The 17,432-nt window shown below is 67.9% G+C and carries 15 protein-coding genes; 8 read left to right on the top strand and 7 right to left on the bottom strand.

The features are described from left to right. Nucleotides 1–57 precede the first annotated feature (57 nt). Nucleotides 58–1,914 (bottom strand): EAL domain-containing protein, encoded by a 1,857-nt coding sequence (locus ACEU5R_RS18020; protein ID WP_392411099.1) that lies wholly within the window; start codon nucleotides 1,912–1,914, stop codon nucleotides 58–60. A gap of 170 nt (nucleotides 1,915–2,084) precedes the next feature. On the opposite strand from ACEU5R_RS18020, the gene rdgB reads away from it, so the two are divergent. The 5 genes from rdgB to ntrC all read left to right on the top strand — a co-directional run bounded on the left by rdgB (nucleotide 2,085) and on the right by ntrC (nucleotide 8,376). After that, nucleotides 2,085–2,708: an RdgB/HAM1 family non-canonical purine NTP pyrophosphatase gene (rdgB, locus tag ACEU5R_RS18015; protein ID WP_392411097.1), complete on the top strand. Its 624-nt coding sequence runs from the start codon at nucleotides 2,085–2,087 to the stop codon at nucleotides 2,706–2,708. Between the two features lie 35 nt (nucleotides 2,709–2,743). Beyond that, entirely contained in the window at nucleotides 2,744–3,961 is a 1,218-nt protein-coding gene (gene hemW, locus ACEU5R_RS18010) for a radical SAM family heme chaperone HemW (protein ID WP_103274520.1), read from the top strand. Nucleotides 3,962–4,145: 184 nt separating this feature from the next. Beyond that, entirely contained in the window at nucleotides 4,146–5,558 is a 1,413-nt protein-coding gene (gene glnA, locus ACEU5R_RS18005) for a type I glutamate--ammonia ligase (protein WP_103274519.1), read from the top strand. A gap of 251 nt (nucleotides 5,559–5,809) precedes the next feature. Beyond that, on the top strand, nucleotides 5,810–6,874 hold the full coding sequence (glnL, locus tag ACEU5R_RS18000) for a nitrogen regulation protein NR(II) (protein WP_103274517.1): 1,065 nt from the start codon (nucleotides 5,810–5,812) through the stop codon (nucleotides 6,872–6,874). Then, nucleotides 6,874–8,376: a nitrogen regulation protein NR(I) gene (ntrC, locus tag ACEU5R_RS17995; RefSeq protein WP_103274516.1), complete on the top strand. Its 1,503-nt coding sequence runs from the start codon at nucleotides 6,874–6,876 to the stop codon at nucleotides 8,374–8,376. The genes glnL and ntrC overlap by 1 nt, the downstream gene beginning before the upstream one ends. A 27-nt stretch (nucleotides 8,377–8,403) precedes the next feature. Here the strand turns inward: ntrC and ACEU5R_RS17990 are convergent, their stop codons facing one another. Beyond that, nucleotides 8,404–9,336 carry a LysR family transcriptional regulator gene (locus ACEU5R_RS17990; protein WP_392411096.1) on the bottom strand — a complete coding sequence of 311 codons (933 nt, stop codon included), beginning with the start codon at nucleotides 9,334–9,336 and terminating at the stop codon, nucleotides 8,404–8,406. 26 nt (nucleotides 9,337–9,362) lie between these two features. Continuing rightward, nucleotides 9,363–9,500 (bottom strand): hypothetical protein, encoded by a 138-nt coding sequence (locus tag ACEU5R_RS17985; RefSeq protein ID WP_392411093.1) that lies wholly within the window; start codon nucleotides 9,498–9,500, stop codon nucleotides 9,363–9,365. Between ACEU5R_RS17985 and ACEU5R_RS17980 the strand changes: the two genes are divergently transcribed. Together ACEU5R_RS17980 and ACEU5R_RS17975 are read left to right on the top strand one after the other, a co-directional pair. Then, nucleotides 9,499–10,197, top strand: coding sequence for a pirin family protein (locus ACEU5R_RS17980; RefSeq protein WP_392411092.1), 699 nt, complete (start codon nucleotides 9,499–9,501; stop codon nucleotides 10,195–10,197). The genes ACEU5R_RS17985 and ACEU5R_RS17980 overlap by 2 nt on opposite strands. 162 nt (nucleotides 10,198–10,359) lie before the next feature. Then, on the top strand, nucleotides 10,360–11,265 hold the full coding sequence (locus ACEU5R_RS17975; protein ID WP_392411090.1) for a pirin family protein: 906 nt from the start codon (nucleotides 10,360–10,362) through the stop codon (nucleotides 11,263–11,265). Nucleotides 11,266–11,389: 124 nt separating this feature from the next. Here the strand turns inward: ACEU5R_RS17975 and prfH are convergent, their stop codons facing one another. Both prfH and ACEU5R_RS17965 read right to left on the bottom strand, forming a co-directional pair. Beyond that, the gene (prfH, locus tag ACEU5R_RS17970; protein WP_103276488.1) at nucleotides 11,390–12,013 is read right to left on the bottom strand and encodes a peptide chain release factor H; all 624 of its coding nucleotides are present in this window, start codon (nucleotides 12,011–12,013) and stop codon (nucleotides 11,390–11,392) included. Continuing rightward, entirely contained in the window at nucleotides 12,013–13,149 is a 1,137-nt protein-coding gene (locus ACEU5R_RS17965; RefSeq protein WP_392411089.1) for an RNA ligase RtcB family protein, read from the bottom strand. Before ACEU5R_RS17965 ends, prfH begins: the two co-directional genes overlap by 1 nt. A 622-nt stretch (nucleotides 13,150–13,771) precedes the next feature. On the opposite strand from ACEU5R_RS17965, the gene ACEU5R_RS17960 reads away from it, so the two are divergent. Continuing rightward, complete coding sequence (locus ACEU5R_RS17960; protein WP_392411088.1) at nucleotides 13,772–14,749, top strand: Bug family tripartite tricarboxylate transporter substrate binding protein; 978 nt, start codon at nucleotides 13,772–13,774, stop codon at nucleotides 14,747–14,749. Nucleotides 14,750–14,835: 86 nt separating this feature from the next. On the opposite strand, the gene ACEU5R_RS17955 is transcribed toward ACEU5R_RS17960, so the two are convergent. Continuing rightward, nucleotides 14,836–15,618: an ABC transporter ATP-binding protein gene (locus tag ACEU5R_RS17955; protein WP_369869793.1), complete on the bottom strand. Its 783-nt coding sequence runs from the start codon at nucleotides 15,616–15,618 to the stop codon at nucleotides 14,836–14,838. A gap of 2 nt (nucleotides 15,619–15,620) precedes the next feature. Next, nucleotides 15,621–17,291: an ABC transporter permease gene (locus tag ACEU5R_RS17950; RefSeq protein ID WP_392411087.1), complete on the bottom strand. Its 1,671-nt coding sequence runs from the start codon at nucleotides 17,289–17,291 to the stop codon at nucleotides 15,621–15,623. Between the last annotated feature and the right edge of the window lie 141 nt (nucleotides 17,292–17,432).

Below are 17,432 nucleotides of genomic sequence, written 5' to 3'. Positions count from 1 at the left end.
CGGCGCGCCGTGGCGGTGTTCCAGATCGCCGAAGGCGAGGACGAGGCGCGGCAGGCCTCAGCCGCCGGCGAGCTGCGCCAGGGATCCGCCGCCATAGCGCTCGCTCACCAGCGACAGGTTCCCATGCTTGACCTTGTGCTTGACGTGCGCGGCGGCCGACGCGATGTCCTCCGGGCGGATGCGCTCGCATAGGGAAGGCGTGACCGTCAGCGCGCCCACGCCGAGGGTCACGAAGGGGAAGAAGCGCGGCACGCCGTAGCGGTCCTCGGCCTCGATGCCGCCGTTGCGGCGGCCTTCGTCGTCGTAGAGGTCCATGGCACGGTCGTTGAATTCGGCGATGATGCGCTGCACCCGCTCCATCCAGTCGGGGCTGCGCAGCAGCACCACGAAATCGTCGCCGCCGACATGACCGACGAAGTCGCGCAGCGGATCGCAATGCCGCTTGATGACCTCGGCGGTCAGCAGGATCATGTCGTCGCCGCGCCAGTAGCCATATACGTCGTTGAAGGGCTTGAAGTTGTTCAGGTCGCCATAACAGACGGTGAAGTCCTCGGCGTCGTCCAGCAGGGTGGCGATGTGCCGGCTGATGGGGATGTTGCCGGGCAGCGAGGTCAGCGGGTTGGCGTAGCGGGCGGCCTCGATGCGCATCTCGGTGACCGAGCGCACCAGCGTCTCGCCGGTGGCCAGGCCGTCGTAGCGGCCGTCGCGGGTGATGATCAGCCCGTCCATCAGGTAGCGCTGGTCTTCGGAGATCAGTACGTGGCTGAGCTGGTCGATCGATACGTTCAGATCGACCAGCACCGGCTCGCCGTTCATGAAGGTGGAGCAGGTGTCCCGGCCGAACAGCTCGCGCGTGTAGCGCTGCGCGTAGTGCTCGGAGAAATCGCGGCGGTTGATGATGCCGACCGGACGGTTGTCGGCGTCGATCACGGCCACGGCGTGCAGGTGCTTGTGTTCCATGAACAGGCGGTGCACGTCGTCATTGGTGTGCTTGTCCAGCAGGGCGGCGGGCGCCTCGACCTTCAGGCTGGCGGCGGTGCCGCCCGCCGAGCGTTGGGCCAGCGGCGTGGGCGTGCGCACCCGCAGCGAATCGCGCAGCGGCTGCGTCAGCTCGGTCAGCAGCGCCTCTTCGGGGCGGCCCAGCAGCCAGCCCTGGGCGTAGCGGATGTCCAGCTCGCGCACCACGGCCAGGTCCTCGGCCGTCTCGATGCCTTCGGCCACGATGGCGGTGCCCAGGTGCTGGGCGACCTTGAGGATGGCGCGCACCATGTTCTGCTTGCGGTCGTCCTGGCCGATGCCACGGAAGAAGTAGCGGTCGATCTTGACCAGATCGGGCTGCATCTCGGCCCACAACTGCAGGTTGGAATTGCCCACGCCGTAGTCGTCCAGCGCGATGCGCATGCCGTAGTCGCGCAGGCAGGCGAAGGCGCCGCCCAGCGCGGCCATGTGCTCGGACAGCGGATCCTGCTCGGTCAGCTCGACGATGATGCTGGTGGGTTCGAGCGCGCAATCCTTGAGCAGCCGCAGCGGCATTTCGTCGCCCCACAGCGTCCAGTAATGGATCAGGGCGGAGCCGGACAGGTTCAGGAACAGCTTGCCCTGGGCACGTGCTTCATGGAAGCCATGGGCGCCGGCGCGGAAGCTGGCCAGTTCCAGCTGGGGATGCAGGCCCTGGCGGCGGGCCTCGGCAAACAGGGCGTCGGGAAAGTGCAGCGCCGAGTCCAACGGGCCGCGGATCAGGCTTTCATGGCCGTAGATGCGGCTTTGGGCCAGGTCGATGACGGGTTGGAAGCGGGGTTGCAGGAGGCGTTCGCGCAAGATGCCGGCCAGACTGGCGTGACCAGACCCCACTGCCGGAATGGAATGGGGAGCGCCGGCCGCAACCGGCCGGGGCAAAGCGTGAAGAGAGTTCATCGCCGGTGCGTCAGATACGATCAGTGACAAGATTATCCATAGTGACAACAAAATATGTCTGTCTTGTTGCGCGATTGCCATATTCATCATTCTTCCTGCGCTGGCGCAACAGCGGCATGGCACGCCGGGGCGGGCAGGGCGGCGGCGGCCGGCTCCCTTACAATGCCGCCATGACTTCCCCCAAGATTCCCGAATCGCTGCGCCGCGTGGTGCTGGCGTCCAACAATGCCGGCAAGCTGCGTGAGTTTTCCGCCTTGTTCGCCCCGCTGGGCATGGAGCTGGTGCCCCAGGGCGAGCTGGGCGTGCCCGAGGCCGAAGAGCCGCACGTCACCTTCATCGAGAACGCGCTGGCCAAGGCCCGCCACGCCAGCCGCCTGACGGGGCTGCCGGCCCTGGCCGACGACTCCGGCCTGTGCGTGGCCGCGCTGCAGGGCGCGCCGGGCGTGTATTCGGCGCGCTACGCCAAGCTGCATGGCGGCGAGAAATCCGACCTGGCCAACAACGCGTTGCTGGTCCAGAAGCTGGCCGGCCTGGCCGACCGGCGCGCCTGGTACGTGGCGGTGCTGGCGCTGGTGCGGGCCGAGAACGATCCGTGTCCGCTCATCGGCGAAGGCCATTGGCATGGCGAGATCATCGACCAGCCCGAGGGCGCCAACGGCTTTGGCTACGATCCGCATTTCTACCTGCCCGACCTGGGCCTGACCGCCGCCTCGCTGGACCCGGCCGAAAAGAACAGCGTCAGCCACCGCGCCCGCGCGCTGCGCGAGCTGCTGGGCAAGCTCAACCAGGCCTGAGCGGCGCGTCGCCCTTCCTGCATCCGCATCGCAGCATGTCCATCACCATTCCCATCCGCGCTGAATCGGGCGCTTCGCGCCCGCGCCTGGCGACGGGCTCCGCCCTGACCAGCCTGCCGCCACTGTCGCTCTATGTGCACGTGCCCTGGTGCGTGCGCAAATGCCCGTACTGCGACTTCAATTCGCACGCCGCGCCGGGAGAGGGCATTCCGGAACGCGCCTACCTGGACGCGCTGCGCAGTGATCTGGAACAGGCGCTGCCCGGCATCTGGGGCCGGCAGGTCGTGTCGGTGTTCATCGGCGGCGGTACGCCCAGCCTGCTGTCGGCCGCCGGGCTGGACGAGCTGCTGGCGATGTTGCGCGCCTGCCTGAACCTGTGGCCGGACGCCGAGATCACGATGGAAGCCAACCCCGGCACCGCCGAGGCCAGCCGCTTCCGGGACTATGCCGCCAGCGGCGTGACGCGCTTTTCGCTGGGCATCCAGAGCTTCGATGACGTCCAGCTCAAGAAGCTGGGCCGCATCCACGACGCCGCCCAGGCCCGCGCCGCGATCGAGATGGCGCAGCGCGCCGTGTCGCGCGTCAACCTGGATCTGATGTTCGCCTTGCCGGGCCAGACGCTGGCGGCCTGTACGGACGATCTGCGCCAGGCGCTGGCCTTCGGCACCGAGCATCTGTCGCTCTATCACCTGACGATGGAGCCGAACACGGTGTTCGCCAAGTTCCCGCCCGAGGATTTGCCGGACGACGATACCAGCGCCGCCATGCAGGACCTGGTCGAAACCGAGCTGGCCACGGCGGGCCTGGCGCGCTACGAGGTGTCCGCCTACGCCCGGTCGGGCGCGCGTTGCCGTCATAACCTGAATTACTGGGAATTCGGCGACTACCTGGGCATCGGTCCGGGCGCGCATGGCAAGCTGTCTTTCCATGATCGCATCGTGCGCGAGGCGCGCCTGCGCAACCCGGAATCCTGGATGCAGGCCGCCGCCGCGCGCGACGGCAGCCATCTGGCCGAAAGCCGACAGGTCGGGCCGGACGAGCTGCCCTTCGAGTTCATGCTGAACGCCTTGCGCCTGAAGGACGGCGTGGCGGCGACCCTGTTCAGCGAGCGCACCGGCCTGTCGCTGGCCGTCATCGCGCACCAATTGGAGGCAGCGGCCAAACGCGGCCTGCTGGACGCCGATCCCACCCGCCTGCAGGCGACCTCCCTGGGCTGGCGCTTCCTGAACGATCTGCAGGAAATGTTCCTGTAGCAAAAAAGCACCAAGATGGGGCGTTCATGCCCCATTTTTTGCACCATATTGGTGCTACATTTTCCTTCTTACTCGCCGTTGTCCCCGGGGATTCCCTGAGGCCAAACCTGGCACGCTTATTGCTTCCCTCTTTCATGCCAGTCGAGCGGCAGCGCCCTCGACCCTTTTATCTAATGGAGATGACATGGCAAGCCCGAAAGACGTCCTGAAACAGATCGCCGACAACGAAGTCAAATTCGTCGACTTCCGCTTTACCGACACCGTGGGCCGCGAGCACCACGTGTCCGTGCCCACGAGCGCGATCGATGAAGACAAGCTGGAAAGCGGGCAAGCCTTCGACGGTTCGTCGATCGCCGGCTGGAAGGGCATCGAAGCCTCGGACATGCTGCTTATCCCCGACCTGTCCACCGCCAACATGGATCCGTTCCGCGAAGAGCCGACGCTGATCCTGTCCTGCGACGTGGTCGAACCTTCGGACCTGAAGGGCTATGACCGCGATCCGCGCTCGCTGGCCAAGCGCGCCGAAGCCTACCTGAAGTCCTCGGGCCTGGGCGATACCGCCTACTTCGGTCCGGAACCCGAATTCTTCGTGTTCGACGGCGTGACCTGGAACACCGACATGTCGGGCACCTTCGTCAAGATCAAGTCGGAAGAGGCCTCCTGGTCCACCGGCCTGGACTTCGAAGGCGGCAACACCGGCCATCGTCCCTCGGTCAAGGGCGGCTACTTCCCCGTGCCCCCGGTCGATTCGTTCCAGGACATGCGTTCGGAAATGTGCCTGCTGATGGAACAGATGGGCGTGCCGGTCGAAGTGCACCACCACGAAGTGGCGGGCGCCGGCCAGCTGGAAATCGGCACCAAGTTCAGCACGCTGGTGCAGCGCGCCGACTGGACGCAGATCACCAAGTACATCATTCATAACGTGGCTCACGCCTACGGCAAGACCGCCACCTTCATGCCCAAGCCCATCGTCGGCGACAACGGTTCGGGCATGCACGTGCACCAGTCCATCTGGAAGGACGGCCAGAACCTGTTCGCGGGCAACGGCTACGCCGGCCTGTCGGACTTCGCGCTGTACTACATCGGCGGCATCATCAAGCACGCCCGCGCGCTGAACGCCATCACCAACCCGGGCACCAACTCGTACAAGCGCCTGGTTCCGCACTACGAAGCCCCGGTCAAGCTGGCCTACTCGGCCCGCAACCGCTCGGCCTCGATCCGCATCCCCTACGTCGGCAACCCGAAGGGCCGCCGCGTCGAGGCGCGCTTCCCGGACCCCCTGGCCAACCCGTACCTGGCCTTCTCGGCCCTGATGATGGCCGGCCTGGACGGCGTGCAGAACAAGATCCACCCGGGCGATCCGGCCGACAAGAACCTGTACGACCTGCCGCCGGAAGAAGACGCCAAGATCCCGACCGTGTGCGCCTCGCTGGAAGAAGCGCTGGAAGCCCTGGACAAGGACCGCGAGTTCCTGACCCGTGGCGGCGTGTTCAGCAACGACATGCTCAACGCCTACATCGACCTGAAGATGGGCGATGTGAACCGTCTGCGCATGACGACGCACCCGATCGAGTTCGACATGTACTACAGCCTATGAGGTGACGCCCACCCCCGAAGCGCCTTCGGCGCTTCCCCCTCAAGGGGGCGCAGCCAGCGGACCGGCAAAGCCGGCTCCGCGCTGCCTGGGGTGGGGAGGGCTCTGCCGAGTCGTGGCGTTGTCTCCTCCCTTGAGTCGTTTGTCTCCATCGGGTTTGCGGCGGGCCGGCCTGGCCGGCTTTGCCGCGCTCCGGATGGAGTTGTGTTGATTTCTTGCGTTGCGGGTGGCGCGTAGCGCGATGGGTAACTGAGATGAATGTAGAAGCTCTAGACCTGCTCGCCACGTCCGTTTTCCTGGTGAACGGGCGCGGCCACATCGAATACGCCAATGCCGCCGCCGAGGATCTGTTCGGGCGGTCGCGCAAGCAGCTGTGCGGGCAGTCGGCCGCCACGCTGTTCGACAGCCCCGAGCACATACAGTCCTCCATCGATCGCGCCGCCGGCGGCCGCTATGCCGACGTCAGGCAGCTGGCGTTCCTGCGCCGCGCCATGGAATCGGTGGAAGTGTCGGTCACGACCGTCGGGCTGACGGGCCAGCGCTGGCCCGTGCTGATCGAGGCGCGCGAGATCGAGCAGCGCGTGCTGGCCGATCGCAGTCATCGCCTGGTCGAGGAGATCGAGGCGCACCGCGAATTGCTGCGCAATCTCGCGCATGAAGTGAAGAATCCGCTGGGCGGCCTGCGCGGCGCCGCCCAGTTGCTGGAGGCCGAGCTGCCCAACGCGGCGCTGGCCGAGTACACCCAGGTCATCATTTCCGAAGCCGACCGCCTGCAGGCGCTGGTGGACCGCCTGAGCGGACCGCAGCGCGTGCCGCTGAACGCGCGGCCGGTGAACATCCACGAGATCTGCGAGCGCGTCTGCGCGCTGATACAGGCCGAGTTTCGCGACGAGATCACGCTGCTGCGCGACTACGACGCTTCCGTGCCCGACCTGAAGGGCGATGCGGCCCGGCTGATGCAGGCGGTGCTGAACGTGGCCCGCAACGCCGCGCAGGAACTGGTGGCGCGTCCCAGGGACGCCGGCGTGGAGCATGGCCTGGTGACGCTGCGCACGCGGGTGGCGAGGCAGGTCATGCTGGCGCACCGGCAGCACCGGCTGGCGCTGGTGCTCTCGATCATTGACAACGGTCCGGGCGTGCCCGAGCACATCCGCGACCGCATTTTCCATCCGCTGGTGACAGCCCGTGCCGGCGGCACGGGACTGGGCCTGAGCCTGGCTCAGGACTTCGTGCAGCAGCACGGCGGCATCATCGAATTCGAATCCCGGCCCGGGCGCACCGAGTTCCGCCTGGTCCTTCCGATGGAGCCCGCACACTGATGAAACCCGTATGGATCGTCGACGATGACCAGGCCATCCGCTGGGTTCTTGAAAAGGCCCTGGCGCGCGCTGGCATCCCCACCCGCAGTTTTTCCCAATCGGCCGACGTGCTGGATGCCTTGGCGCGCGACGTCCCGTCGGCGCTCGTGTCGGACATACGCATGCCGGGCGGCAATGGGCTGGAGCTGTTGCGCCAGCTGAAGGAACGCCACGCCGGCCTGCCCGTGATCGTGATGACGGCCTTTGCCGACCTGGACAGCACGGTATCCGCCTTCCAGGGCGGCGCGTTCGACTACCTGGCCAAGCCCTTCGATGTGAACGAGGCGGTGGCGCTGATCCAGCGCGCGATGCAGGAGTCCTCGCAGCAGGATGAGGCCGCGCCCGGGCAGGACGAGACGCAGAACAACGAGCGCTGGATGATGACGCAGTCCTCGTCCACCGCCATGCAGGAAGTCTTTCGCGCCATCGGCCGGCTGGCCCAGTCCAAGGTCACGGTGCTGATCACGGGCGAGTCCGGCACCGGCAAGGAGCTGGTGGCGCGGGCGCTGCACGGCCATGGCGTGCGCGCCGGCGGCCCCTTCGTCGCGCTGAACGCCGCGGCGATTCCGCGCGACCTGCTGGAGGCCGAGCTGTTCGGCCACGAACGCGGCGCCTTCACCGGCGCCAACACGCTGCGCCGCGGTCGCTTCGAGGAAGCGCACGGCGGCACGCTGTTCCTGGACGAGATCGGCGACATGCCGATCGAGCTGCAGACCCGCCTGTTGCGCGTGCTGGCCGAAGGCAGCTTCTACCGCGTGGGCGGCGCCCAGCCGGTGCGCGTGGACGTGCGCATCGTCGCGGCCACCCACCAGCCGCTGGAGCAGCGGGTGGAGCAGGGCCTGTTCCGCGAGGATCTGTTCCACCGCCTGAATGTGATCCGGCTGCGCCTGCCGCCCTTGCGTGAGCGCACCGAGGACATTCCGGCGCTGGCCAATCACTTCCTGACGGCCAGCGCCCGCGCGCTGGGCGTGCCGGTCAAGCGCCTGACGCCCGAGGCGCTGGCGGTGCTGACCCGGTTCGACTTCCCCGGCAACGTGCGTCAGCTGGAGAATTTCTGTCACTGGCTGACCGTGATGGCGCCGGGGCAGACGGTGGAACCCGCCGATCTGCCGCCCGAAATCCGGGCGGTGGATTCGCAGCAGGCATCCGGCGCGCCGGCGACGCAGCGCCCTCCCGTGGCCGCCATCGGCACGGTGTTGCCGACCGCGATGCCGGCGCAGGCCGAGCCGGATGCGGCGACGCCGCGCAACTGGCAGGATCCCTTGTTGCGCGACGCGCAGCATCGGCTGGAGCGCGGCGAGCCTGCCGTCATGGCCACGCTGACGCGCCAGTTCGAAAAGATCCTGCTGCAAAGCGCGCTGGATGCCAGCCGTGGCCGACGGGTCGAGGCCGCGACGCGGCTGGGCATTGGCCGCAACACCATCACGCGCAAGCTGCGCGAGCTGGGCATCGAGGACGACTGAGGCACGGGCGCGGCATCGCGCCCGCCTTCAACCCAGCCCGAGCAGGCTTTCGCACAGCCGGGGCGACTTGAGCTTTTCCAGCCACCACTTCAATGCCTCGCCCGGCGGCTCCGCCCGCCACGCATAGGCCACATGCTCCGTCAGGGGCATGCCTTCCTCCGTCTCGCAGATCGTCAGGAGGCCTTGCGCCAGATACGGCGCGGCCAGCGTCACCGGCAGATAGCCGCAGCCCAGGCCGCGCACCTGCGCGTCGATCTTGGCCTGCATCGTGGGCATGACCAGCACGGGCTGCTCCGACAGGATCCCGCGCGTCTGCGGCGGCAGGCCGCGGCTGGTATCGGCCACCACCACCGCGCTATAGCGGTTGAGATCGGCCGGGCCCAGCGGGCGGTCCAGCGCCGCCAGCGGATGGCTGGCCGCCACGCAGAACGCGAACTGCACCTGGCCCATGGCCTGCGAGCGATACGGGCCGGTCGGCTCGCCGGCCGCGCCGGCGCCGACGACCAGATCGGCGCGGCCGGAGGTCAGCGCGTCCCAGTTGCCGCTCAGCACCTCGGTGGAAAAACGCAGCGCGGTGGCGCTGCGCAGCGCCTGGAATTCCTCGATCAGGTCATACAGCGGGCGCCATGGCAGCACGGCGCTGACCGCGATGCGCAGCTCCACCTCCCAGCCCGTGGCGATGCGTTTGACGCGGCAGGCCAGGTCGTCGAGCGATTGCAGGACGTGGCGGCCTTCGCGCAGCAGCGCCTCGCCGGCTGGGGTGAGCCGCGCGCGCTGCCCGCTGCGGTCGAACAGCAGCACGTCCAGTCCGTCCTCCAGCTTGCGGATGGCGTAGGTCACCGCCGAGGGCACCTTGCCCTGTTCGCGGGCGGCCTTGGCGAAGCTGCCGTGGCGCGCGATGGCGTCCACCAGGGTCAGCAGCTCGGGGGTGATGGGCTGGGAGAGCGGGGTCGTGGTCATGCATTCAAAAATTATGAACGTTGTCTTCAAAAACGGGCGACAAAGCAGGCTGCCGTCAGGCGCAGAATATCACTCATGCCGGTTGTGCAGCCAGAAACCGAACGGCGATTCCCGCCAGCAGGTACGGCACAACCATTCATTTTATTGAAATAGGAGTCAGCCATGCTTACCATCCGCCGCAGCGCCGAACGGGGCCATGCCAACCACGGTTGGCTCGACTCGTTCCACACCTTTTCTTTTGCCAACTACTACGACCCGGCGCACATGGGCTTTGGCGCGCTGCGCGTGATCAACGATGACCGCATCGCCGCGGGTCGCGGTTTCGGCACCCATGGGCACCGCGACATGGAGATCATCACCTATGTGCTCGACGGCGCCGTCGCCCACAAGGACAGCATGGGCAGCGGCTCGACCATCCGGCCGGGCAACGTGCAGCGCATGAGCGCGGGCCGGGGTGTGCTGCATTCGGAGTTCAACCCGCTGCCGGATGCCGAAACGCATCTGCTGCAGATCTGGATCGAGCCTGACGTGGCCGGCATCGCGCCGGAGTACGAGGAGCGTGAATTCAGCGATGCGCAGAAGCGCGGCCGCCTGCAGGCGCTGGTGTCGCCGGATGGCGCCGAGGGCTCGATGAAGATCCATCAGGACGCGCGGCTGTACGCGGGCCTGTTCGAGGGCGATGAAAGCGCCGAGCTGCCGCTGGCGGCGGGGCGTCGTGCCTGGGTGCACGTGGCCCGGGGCGAGATCGTCGCCAATGGCCAGACGCTGAAGGCCGGCGATGCGCTGGCGCTCAGCGATGAGGTCGCCGTGAAGCTGTCGAACGGCAAGGACGCCGAAGTGCTGGTGTTTGACTTGAAGTAGAAGACCCCCCCGAGCGCTTGCGCGCTCCCCCAGGGGCGCCGCTACGGACCGGCGGAGCCGGATCCGTGCGGCCCCGGTGGGGGGAGGGCGTGCCACTATTGATGGGTGGCGTGTGTTACTAAGATGGAATGCAGTTGCAGGATTCAATTGGGAGAAATGACCATGACGACCTTGTCTGATGACGGCGCGAGCCAGATTGAAACGGTGGTGGTGCCGCGCAGCAGCGATCTGGGCGGATTCGAGGTTCGGCGGGCGCTGCCTTCGGCGCAGAAGCGCACCGTCGGGCCTTTCGTGTTCATGGACCATATGGGGCCGGTCGAGTTCAGGGCCGGCAGCGGCATCGATGTGCGGCCGCATCCGCATATCGGGCTGTCCACGGTCACGTATCTGTACGAAGGGTCGATGGTGCATCGCGATGGCGCGGGGCATACGCAGACCATCCTGCCGGGCGAGGTGAACTGGATGACGGCGGGCCGGGGCATCGTGCACTCGGAGCGCTCGTCGCCCGAAAGCCGGCAGGCTGATCAGCGGCTCTGTGGCCTGCAGATCTGGGTGGGGCTGCCCAAGCAGCACGAGGAGACCGATCCCGGTTTCGTCCATTACGGGCTGGACGCGCAGCCGGTGGTGGAAGGCGAGGGCGTGCGCGCCCAGGTGGTGGCCGGCGAGCTGTTCGGCAAGACTTCCAGCGTCAAGACGCTGTCGCCGCTGTTCTACGGGGATATCCAGATGCGCGCGGGCTCGACCCTGGTGCTGCCGGCCGAGCATGAAGAGCGTGCGGCCTATCTGGCCACGGGTTCGATCGAGGTCGAGGGGCAGGTGTTCGAAAGCGGCCGCCTAGTCGTGTTCGCGCCGGGCAGGCCGGTGCAGATCCGCGCGGTGAGCGATGCGCGCTACGCGGTGCTGGGCGGCGAACCGCTGGACGGTCCCCGCTTCCTCTGGTGGAACTTCGTGTCCAGCAGCAAGGATCGCATCGAGCAGGCCAAAGAGGACTGGCAGCGCGATCGTTTCGGCCAGACGGTGCCGGGCGATGAGACGGAGTTCATTCCCTTGCCGCCGCCCAAGGCCTGACGGGCATGAGAGATGCTTCCCTGTACAGCGTGCGCCTGCCGCAGAGGGGCTGACGGTTTTGAAAAAACGGCCGGTGACTCGCGTCCCGGCCGTTTCACGCCTGTGCAAGACGCCTGGGCGCGGACTACGCGCCGTCGGCCGGCTCGAAGGCGGCGCCCTTGAACACCCGCTTTGGACTGCCGCGCTCCACCTCATGATGGAATTGGCGGCGGCGGGCGCGTTGCGCCGCGTCCCGCGCCTGCTCGTGGCTGGCCAGCCGATGCGCGATCAACAGCACGGCGAGGCGCTTGTTGGCATGCTGGCTGCGCTCGGTCTGTACCTTCACGCTGATGCCGGTGGCGACGTGCGTGGCGCGCACGGCGGATTCCGTCTTGTTGACGTGCTGGCCGCCAGGTCCGGACGAGCGTGTCGTTTCAAAGCGTATGTCGGCGGCCAGGCTGGGCGCGGGCGCTTCGCAGCGCAAGACGCCGATGAACCAGTTCTTGCGCGGATGGGACGGACGGTAAGGGCTGGGGCAGGTCCATTGGATCGAGCCCTCCCAGTTCGCCGCCAGCGACGCCGCGCCGTCGCCGTCCAGGCTCAGCAGCACGGAGCGGTAAGTGCCGGCCTTGCCGCCGCTTTCGCTTTCGACTATGTCCACATCGACCGAGCGTGCCTGCGCTTCGCGCGACAGTCGCGCCAGCGCCTTGGCCACTGCCAGGCAGCACTCGTCCGGCCCCTGGGCCGAGGATAGTTGCAGCAGGATCATCAGCAGCATCCTCCCCGGGTCTTGTAGGTCAGCACCGGGCGCAGTTTGGCCAGCACCGTCAGCAGGCCGGCCTGTTCCAGGCTGGCGATGATGCTGTCCACCGGCTTGTAGGCTTCGGGCGCTTCTTCGTAGATCAGCTGCTTGTCCTCGCAGATGACGTGGCTGCCCAGCCGGGTCTTGGCGAGTTGCGCGGGGCTGTAGCGCTTGAACAGCCGGTCCTTGCACTCGCTGCGCATCCACTTGCGGCCCGCGCCATGCGCCAGCGAGTACAGGCTGGCCGCGCTGGGAACCGGCGCCACCAGATAGCTGAAGTCGCCGCGCGAGCCCGGGATCACGACCAGCCCGCCATCGGACGGCGTGGCGCCCTTGCGGTGCAGCCAGCCCTGTTCGCCCTGGACCTCGGCGCGCGTGACCAGGTTGTGGTGCACGTCCAGCACCTGTTCGCCTTCCGTGCCGAGCCGGTCCAGCATGCGGCGAGCGACCAACTGCCGGTTGGCCTGGGCGTAGCGCAGGGCGGCGTCGTGCCGGGCCAGGTAGGCCTGGCAATCAGCGCTGTCTTCGGCAAGGCCGTCGTGGCCGTGCCGCTGGACATGCTCTTCCAGGATGGCGCGGCCCAGGCCACGCGACCCGCTGTGGACCAGCAGGACGAGTCGGTCCAGATCCAGCCCCAGCGCGTCGACCGCCTGCGGGTCGCAGACGGTGTCGATGCGCTGCAATTCGGCGAAGTGGTTGCCGCCGCCTATGGTGCCCAGCGCCTGCCGATGGCCGACATCGGCGGGCGCCAGCTCGTCCACCAGCGGCTGCCAGCAGTCATTCAGCGGTCCGTCGATATCGCCGAGCCGCTTTTCCAGCTTGGCCGTCGCGGCCTTGCGGGCGTCGATGCCGGTGCTCCATAGCGACATGCCGCAGCCGATATCGCCGCCGATCAGGGCAGGGTACAGGCGTCCGGTGGAGAAGAAGGCGGCGCCCACCGGATAGCCGCGACCCGGATGCAGGTCGGGCATGCCGGCGACGCGGCGCATGCCGGCGAGCCTGGCGGTCGTGTGTAGTTGCTGGATCGCGTTGCCTTCGATCCAGGTGTCGTCCGAGGCGATCAGCGTGACGCGCTCGGACAGTGCTTGAATGCAATTGCCCATGGAATTTCCATAATCAGGTCTTGGAAAGGGCTTGCTTCCATCGGCATCGGTGCCGCAAGGCGCGGCCACGGCTCACCGGCGCGGCGTATGGCGCGGACGCGGCGATCGCGGCGCACTGCCAGGCAGTGGCCGTGCGGGCGTGATGCGTATGAAAGACCCTGTATGGCAGGACCGGACCAGGGCAGTGCGAATGTCTTGCCGGCTAGTCTGCGGCAAGAAGAATTCAGTCGGGCTGGACGCGGCCTGCAAGGCGGGAAGTCTGTTGTTGTTGCATGATGATTCCTCCTGTGCAGTTCGGTTGATGGGGGTGAGGACGTCGCGCGGATGGCCATACGTGGCGTGGGTGGCGTGCGCGGCGCGGCTTCCTCGGCGGACGTTCGTTGGCGCCGATAAGGGGCGTTGCGCGGGCGTCAGGCCGGAAAGAGCGCAACTCTATCATTGAACTTCGCGGCCTGTCTCGCGGTTGCGGCAAGCCAGGGCCTCATGCGCGTCAATACGTATGAATTGCGCCACAGTGCGCGCGTGCGCGCGGCGCGGCCAGGGCTGGCGCCGCGCAGTATGATGCGCCTCCGGCATCGAGCACAACGCGATCGCCGCGAGACAACAACGGGATGGAGACATCATGCAACGCTTTACCTTGAGCGCGCTGCGCGGCCTGGCCGCGCTGGCGCTGGTCCACGGCGCGGCCGCCGCGCAGGCCGCCGGCTATCCGGCCAAGCCCATCGTATTCATCGTGCCCTACACCGCGGGCGGCACCACCGATCTGGTGGCGCGCACCGCGGGCCAGAAGGTCGCGGAGAAACTGGGCCAGCCCGTCATCGTCGAGAACCGTCCGGGCGCGGGCGGCAACATCGGCATGGACGCCGTGGCCAAGGCCGCGCCGGACGGCTACACCATCGGCTTCGGCGCCATTTCCACCAATGCGCTCAATCCCTTCGTCTATCCGTCGATGCCGTTCGATCCGACCAAGGACTTCACCGGCATCAGCATGCTGGGCGCGTCCTCGGTGGTGCTGGAGACCGGCCCCTCGATCAAGGTCGACAGCGTCAAGGATCTGGTCGCCTATGCCAAGCAGCATCCGGGCACCGCGTTCGGCACGCCGGGAACGGGCACGTCGATGCATCTGGCGGGCGTGATGTTCGATCAGCTGACCGGCGCCGGCATGCAGCACATTCCCTACAAGGGCAGCGCGCAAGGCATCAACGATCTGCTGGGCGGCCATCTGCCCATCATGTTCGACAACCTGCCGGCCTCGTTGCCGCATATCAAGTCGGGCAAGGTCCGCGCGCTGGCCGTGACCGGCAGCAAGCGCGCGCCGGCTCTACCGGACGTGCCGACGCTGGCCGAGCTGGGCTATGGCGCGGCCGTGGTCGATCCGTGGTTCGCGGTCTATGGTCCCGCCAAGATGCCGCCGGAGATCACCAAGACCCTGAGCGAGGCCTTCCAGGCCGCGCTGGCCATGCCCGAGGTCAAGACCAAGCTGGAGCAGGCGGGCTTCATGCCGTATGGCTCGACGCCGGAAGAGGTGGAAAAGCTGACACGCAACCAGCACGAGGCCTTCAAGGCCTTGTCGCAGAAGGTGAAGCTGTCGGCGGATTGACGCCGGGACGGAAGTGACGGCGGCCTGGATGGGCGCGCCGTTCTCGCGGGCGGCCCGGACCCTGGTCCTGGCCGCCCGCGTTGCGTTCAGCGGCCGCGCGCGAAGACCTGCTCGCGCTGCTCTTCCAGCGCCTCGCTGCGGATGAAGTCGCGCACGAAGGCGTCGGCCGGGTGATGATGCAGGTTGTATGGCGTGTCCCACTGCGCGATGCGGCCCTTGCTCATCACGCCGATGCGGTCGGCGATGGCGAAGGCCTCGGCCTGATTGTGCGTGACCAGGATGGCGGTGTGGCCGGTGGCCTTCAGGATCTCGCGCACCTCGAAGGCCAGCCGCTCGCGCGTGTCCACGTCCAGGTTGGAGAAAGGCTCGTCCAGCAGCAGCAGCTCGGGCGAGGGCGCCAGCGCCCGGGCCAGCGCCACGCGCTGCTGCTGGCCGCCGGAGATCTCGTGCGGATAGCTGGCAGCGGCATGGTTCAGCCCCACCAGTTCCAGCATTTCCTCGACTCTCCGCGCGCGCGCCGCGCGGTCCAGCCTGCGCAGGCCGAAAGCCACGTTCTGCGCCACCGTCAGGTGCGGGAACAGCGCGTAGTCCTGAAACATCATGCCGACCCGGCGCGACTCGGGCGCGACCTGCATGTCCGGGGTGGAGATGACCGTGCCGTCCAGCAGGATGCGGCCGGCGCGCAGCGGTTCGAAGCCGGCGATGGCGCGCAGCACTGTGGTCTTGCCGCAGCCGGATTCGCCCAGCAGGCAGCCGATGTGGCCGGCGGGCAGCGACAGCGTCAGGTCCCGCACCACGTCGCGCACGCCCTTGGGCGTGTCGTAGGCCAGCGAGATATGGTCGATTTCGAGCAGATCGGACGACAAGATGTTCAATGTCCCATTTTCAGATTGGTGCGCGCCAGCAGGATGACGGGCAACAGGCCCGCCAGCACGATGGCCAGCGCGGCGACCGCGCCTTCCTCGTAGGTGCCCCGGGCCGCCTCGGCGTACAGCCAGGTGGCCAGCGTGTCGAAGTTCATCGGGCGCAGCAGCAGGGTGGCGGGCAGTTCCTTCATGGCGTCCACGAACACCAGCAGCGCGCTGGCCGCCAGGGCCGGACGCAGCAGCGGCAAGTGGACGCGGCGCAGCGTGCCGGCGGACGTCTCGCCCAGCATGCGCGACGCCTGTTCCAACGACGGCGGAATGCGGGCCAGGCCCGCTTCGATGGCGCCGGTGGAGATAGCGAGGAAGCGGATCGCATAGGCGCACACCAGCGCGCCCATGGAGCCCATCAGCAATAGACCGCCGCCGCCGAACAGGCGGCCCACGGCGGTGTCGATCCAGACGAAGGGCGTGAGCAGCCCGATGGCGAGCACCGTGCCGGGCACGGCGTAGCCCAGGCTGGCGATGCGGCCGCAGGCGCGTCCGGGATTGAAGGCGGCGCTTTCGCGCAGCGTGCGTCCGGCCCAGGCGACGGTCAGGCCGCACAGCAGGGTCACGACGGTTGCGCAGAAGGCCACGGTCAGCGTATTGCGCAGCCCGACCAGCAGCTGGCCCGACACGCCGCCGACCAGATGCAGGCGCTTGTAGGTTTCCACCACCAGGTACAGCGCAGGGGCGACGAAGCCCAGCAGCACGGGAATCCAGCCCAGCGCCGCGGCGACCAGCGCCGCCGGACCGCGCAGGCGGCGCGGCTGCATCGGGCGCATGCGCTGGGTGTTGGCGTAGCGCTGGCGCTTGCGTCCATGCCGTTCCAGCAGGATCAGGCCGACGACGATGGCCAGCATGGTCAGCGCGATCTGGGCCGCGCCGGCCAGGTCGGAACGCGTGACCCAGGTGGTGTAGACCGAGACGGTCAGCGTCTGCACGCCCAGGAATTCCGAGGCGCCGATATCGTTCAGCGTTTCCAGCAGGGCCAGGCTCATGCCGACCACGATGGCCGGACGCGCCAGCGGCAGCGCCACCCGGAAGAACACGCCGGCGCGGCCGGCGCCGAGGCTGCGCGCGGCTTCCAGCAGGCTGGCGGCCTGCGTCATGAACATCACGCGCGTGCTCAGGTACACATAGGGATACAGCACGAAGCCCAGCACGAAGATCGCGCCCTGGATCGAGCGCAGGTCGGGCAGGCGGAACTGGCGCGGGCTGTCGTAGCCCAGGATGGCGCGCAGGCCGGTCTGGATGGGGCCGATGGGATGCAGCAGGTCCAGGTAGGCGAAGGCGATGATGTAGGTGGGCACGGCCAGCGGCAGCAGCAGCGCCCAGGTCAGCGTGCGGCGCGTGGGGAACTCGTAGGCGGTCACCAGCCAGGCCGAGCCGGTGCCCAGCAGGGCCACCAGCGCGCCCACGCCGGCCAGCAGGATGAGGGTGTTGGCCAGCGCCTGGGGCAGCACGTAGCTGGCCAGGTGTTGCCAATGGGCCAGGTCGCCGCCCAGCGCCCACCAGCCCAGGGTCAGCAGCGGCGCGAGCACCGCCAGGGCAATCAGGGCGGCGCCGGCGAGCCAGCCGGCGCCGCGTTCCGTCCAGCGCAGCCGCAGCGGCCGGGACAGGGATTCAGTGTGCATGCTTGTACGTCGATAGCTTCAAGTTCTGGCGTCCGGCGCGTCCGGCTTCCTGAGCGGCAAGGCCTGCCGTCGTCCGCCGGGCATGGAGCCGGGGCGGGCGAGGGCAGGCCTGGAGACCGCCGGGACCGCGCGCCGGAGCCG

Source organism: Achromobacter sp. 413638 (genome assembly GCF_043119405.1).
In the GTDB taxonomy this organism is placed as follows: domain Bacteria; phylum Pseudomonadota; class Gammaproteobacteria; order Burkholderiales; family Burkholderiaceae_B; genus Achromobacter.
This window is presented reverse-complemented; position numbering and strand designations above follow the sequence as displayed.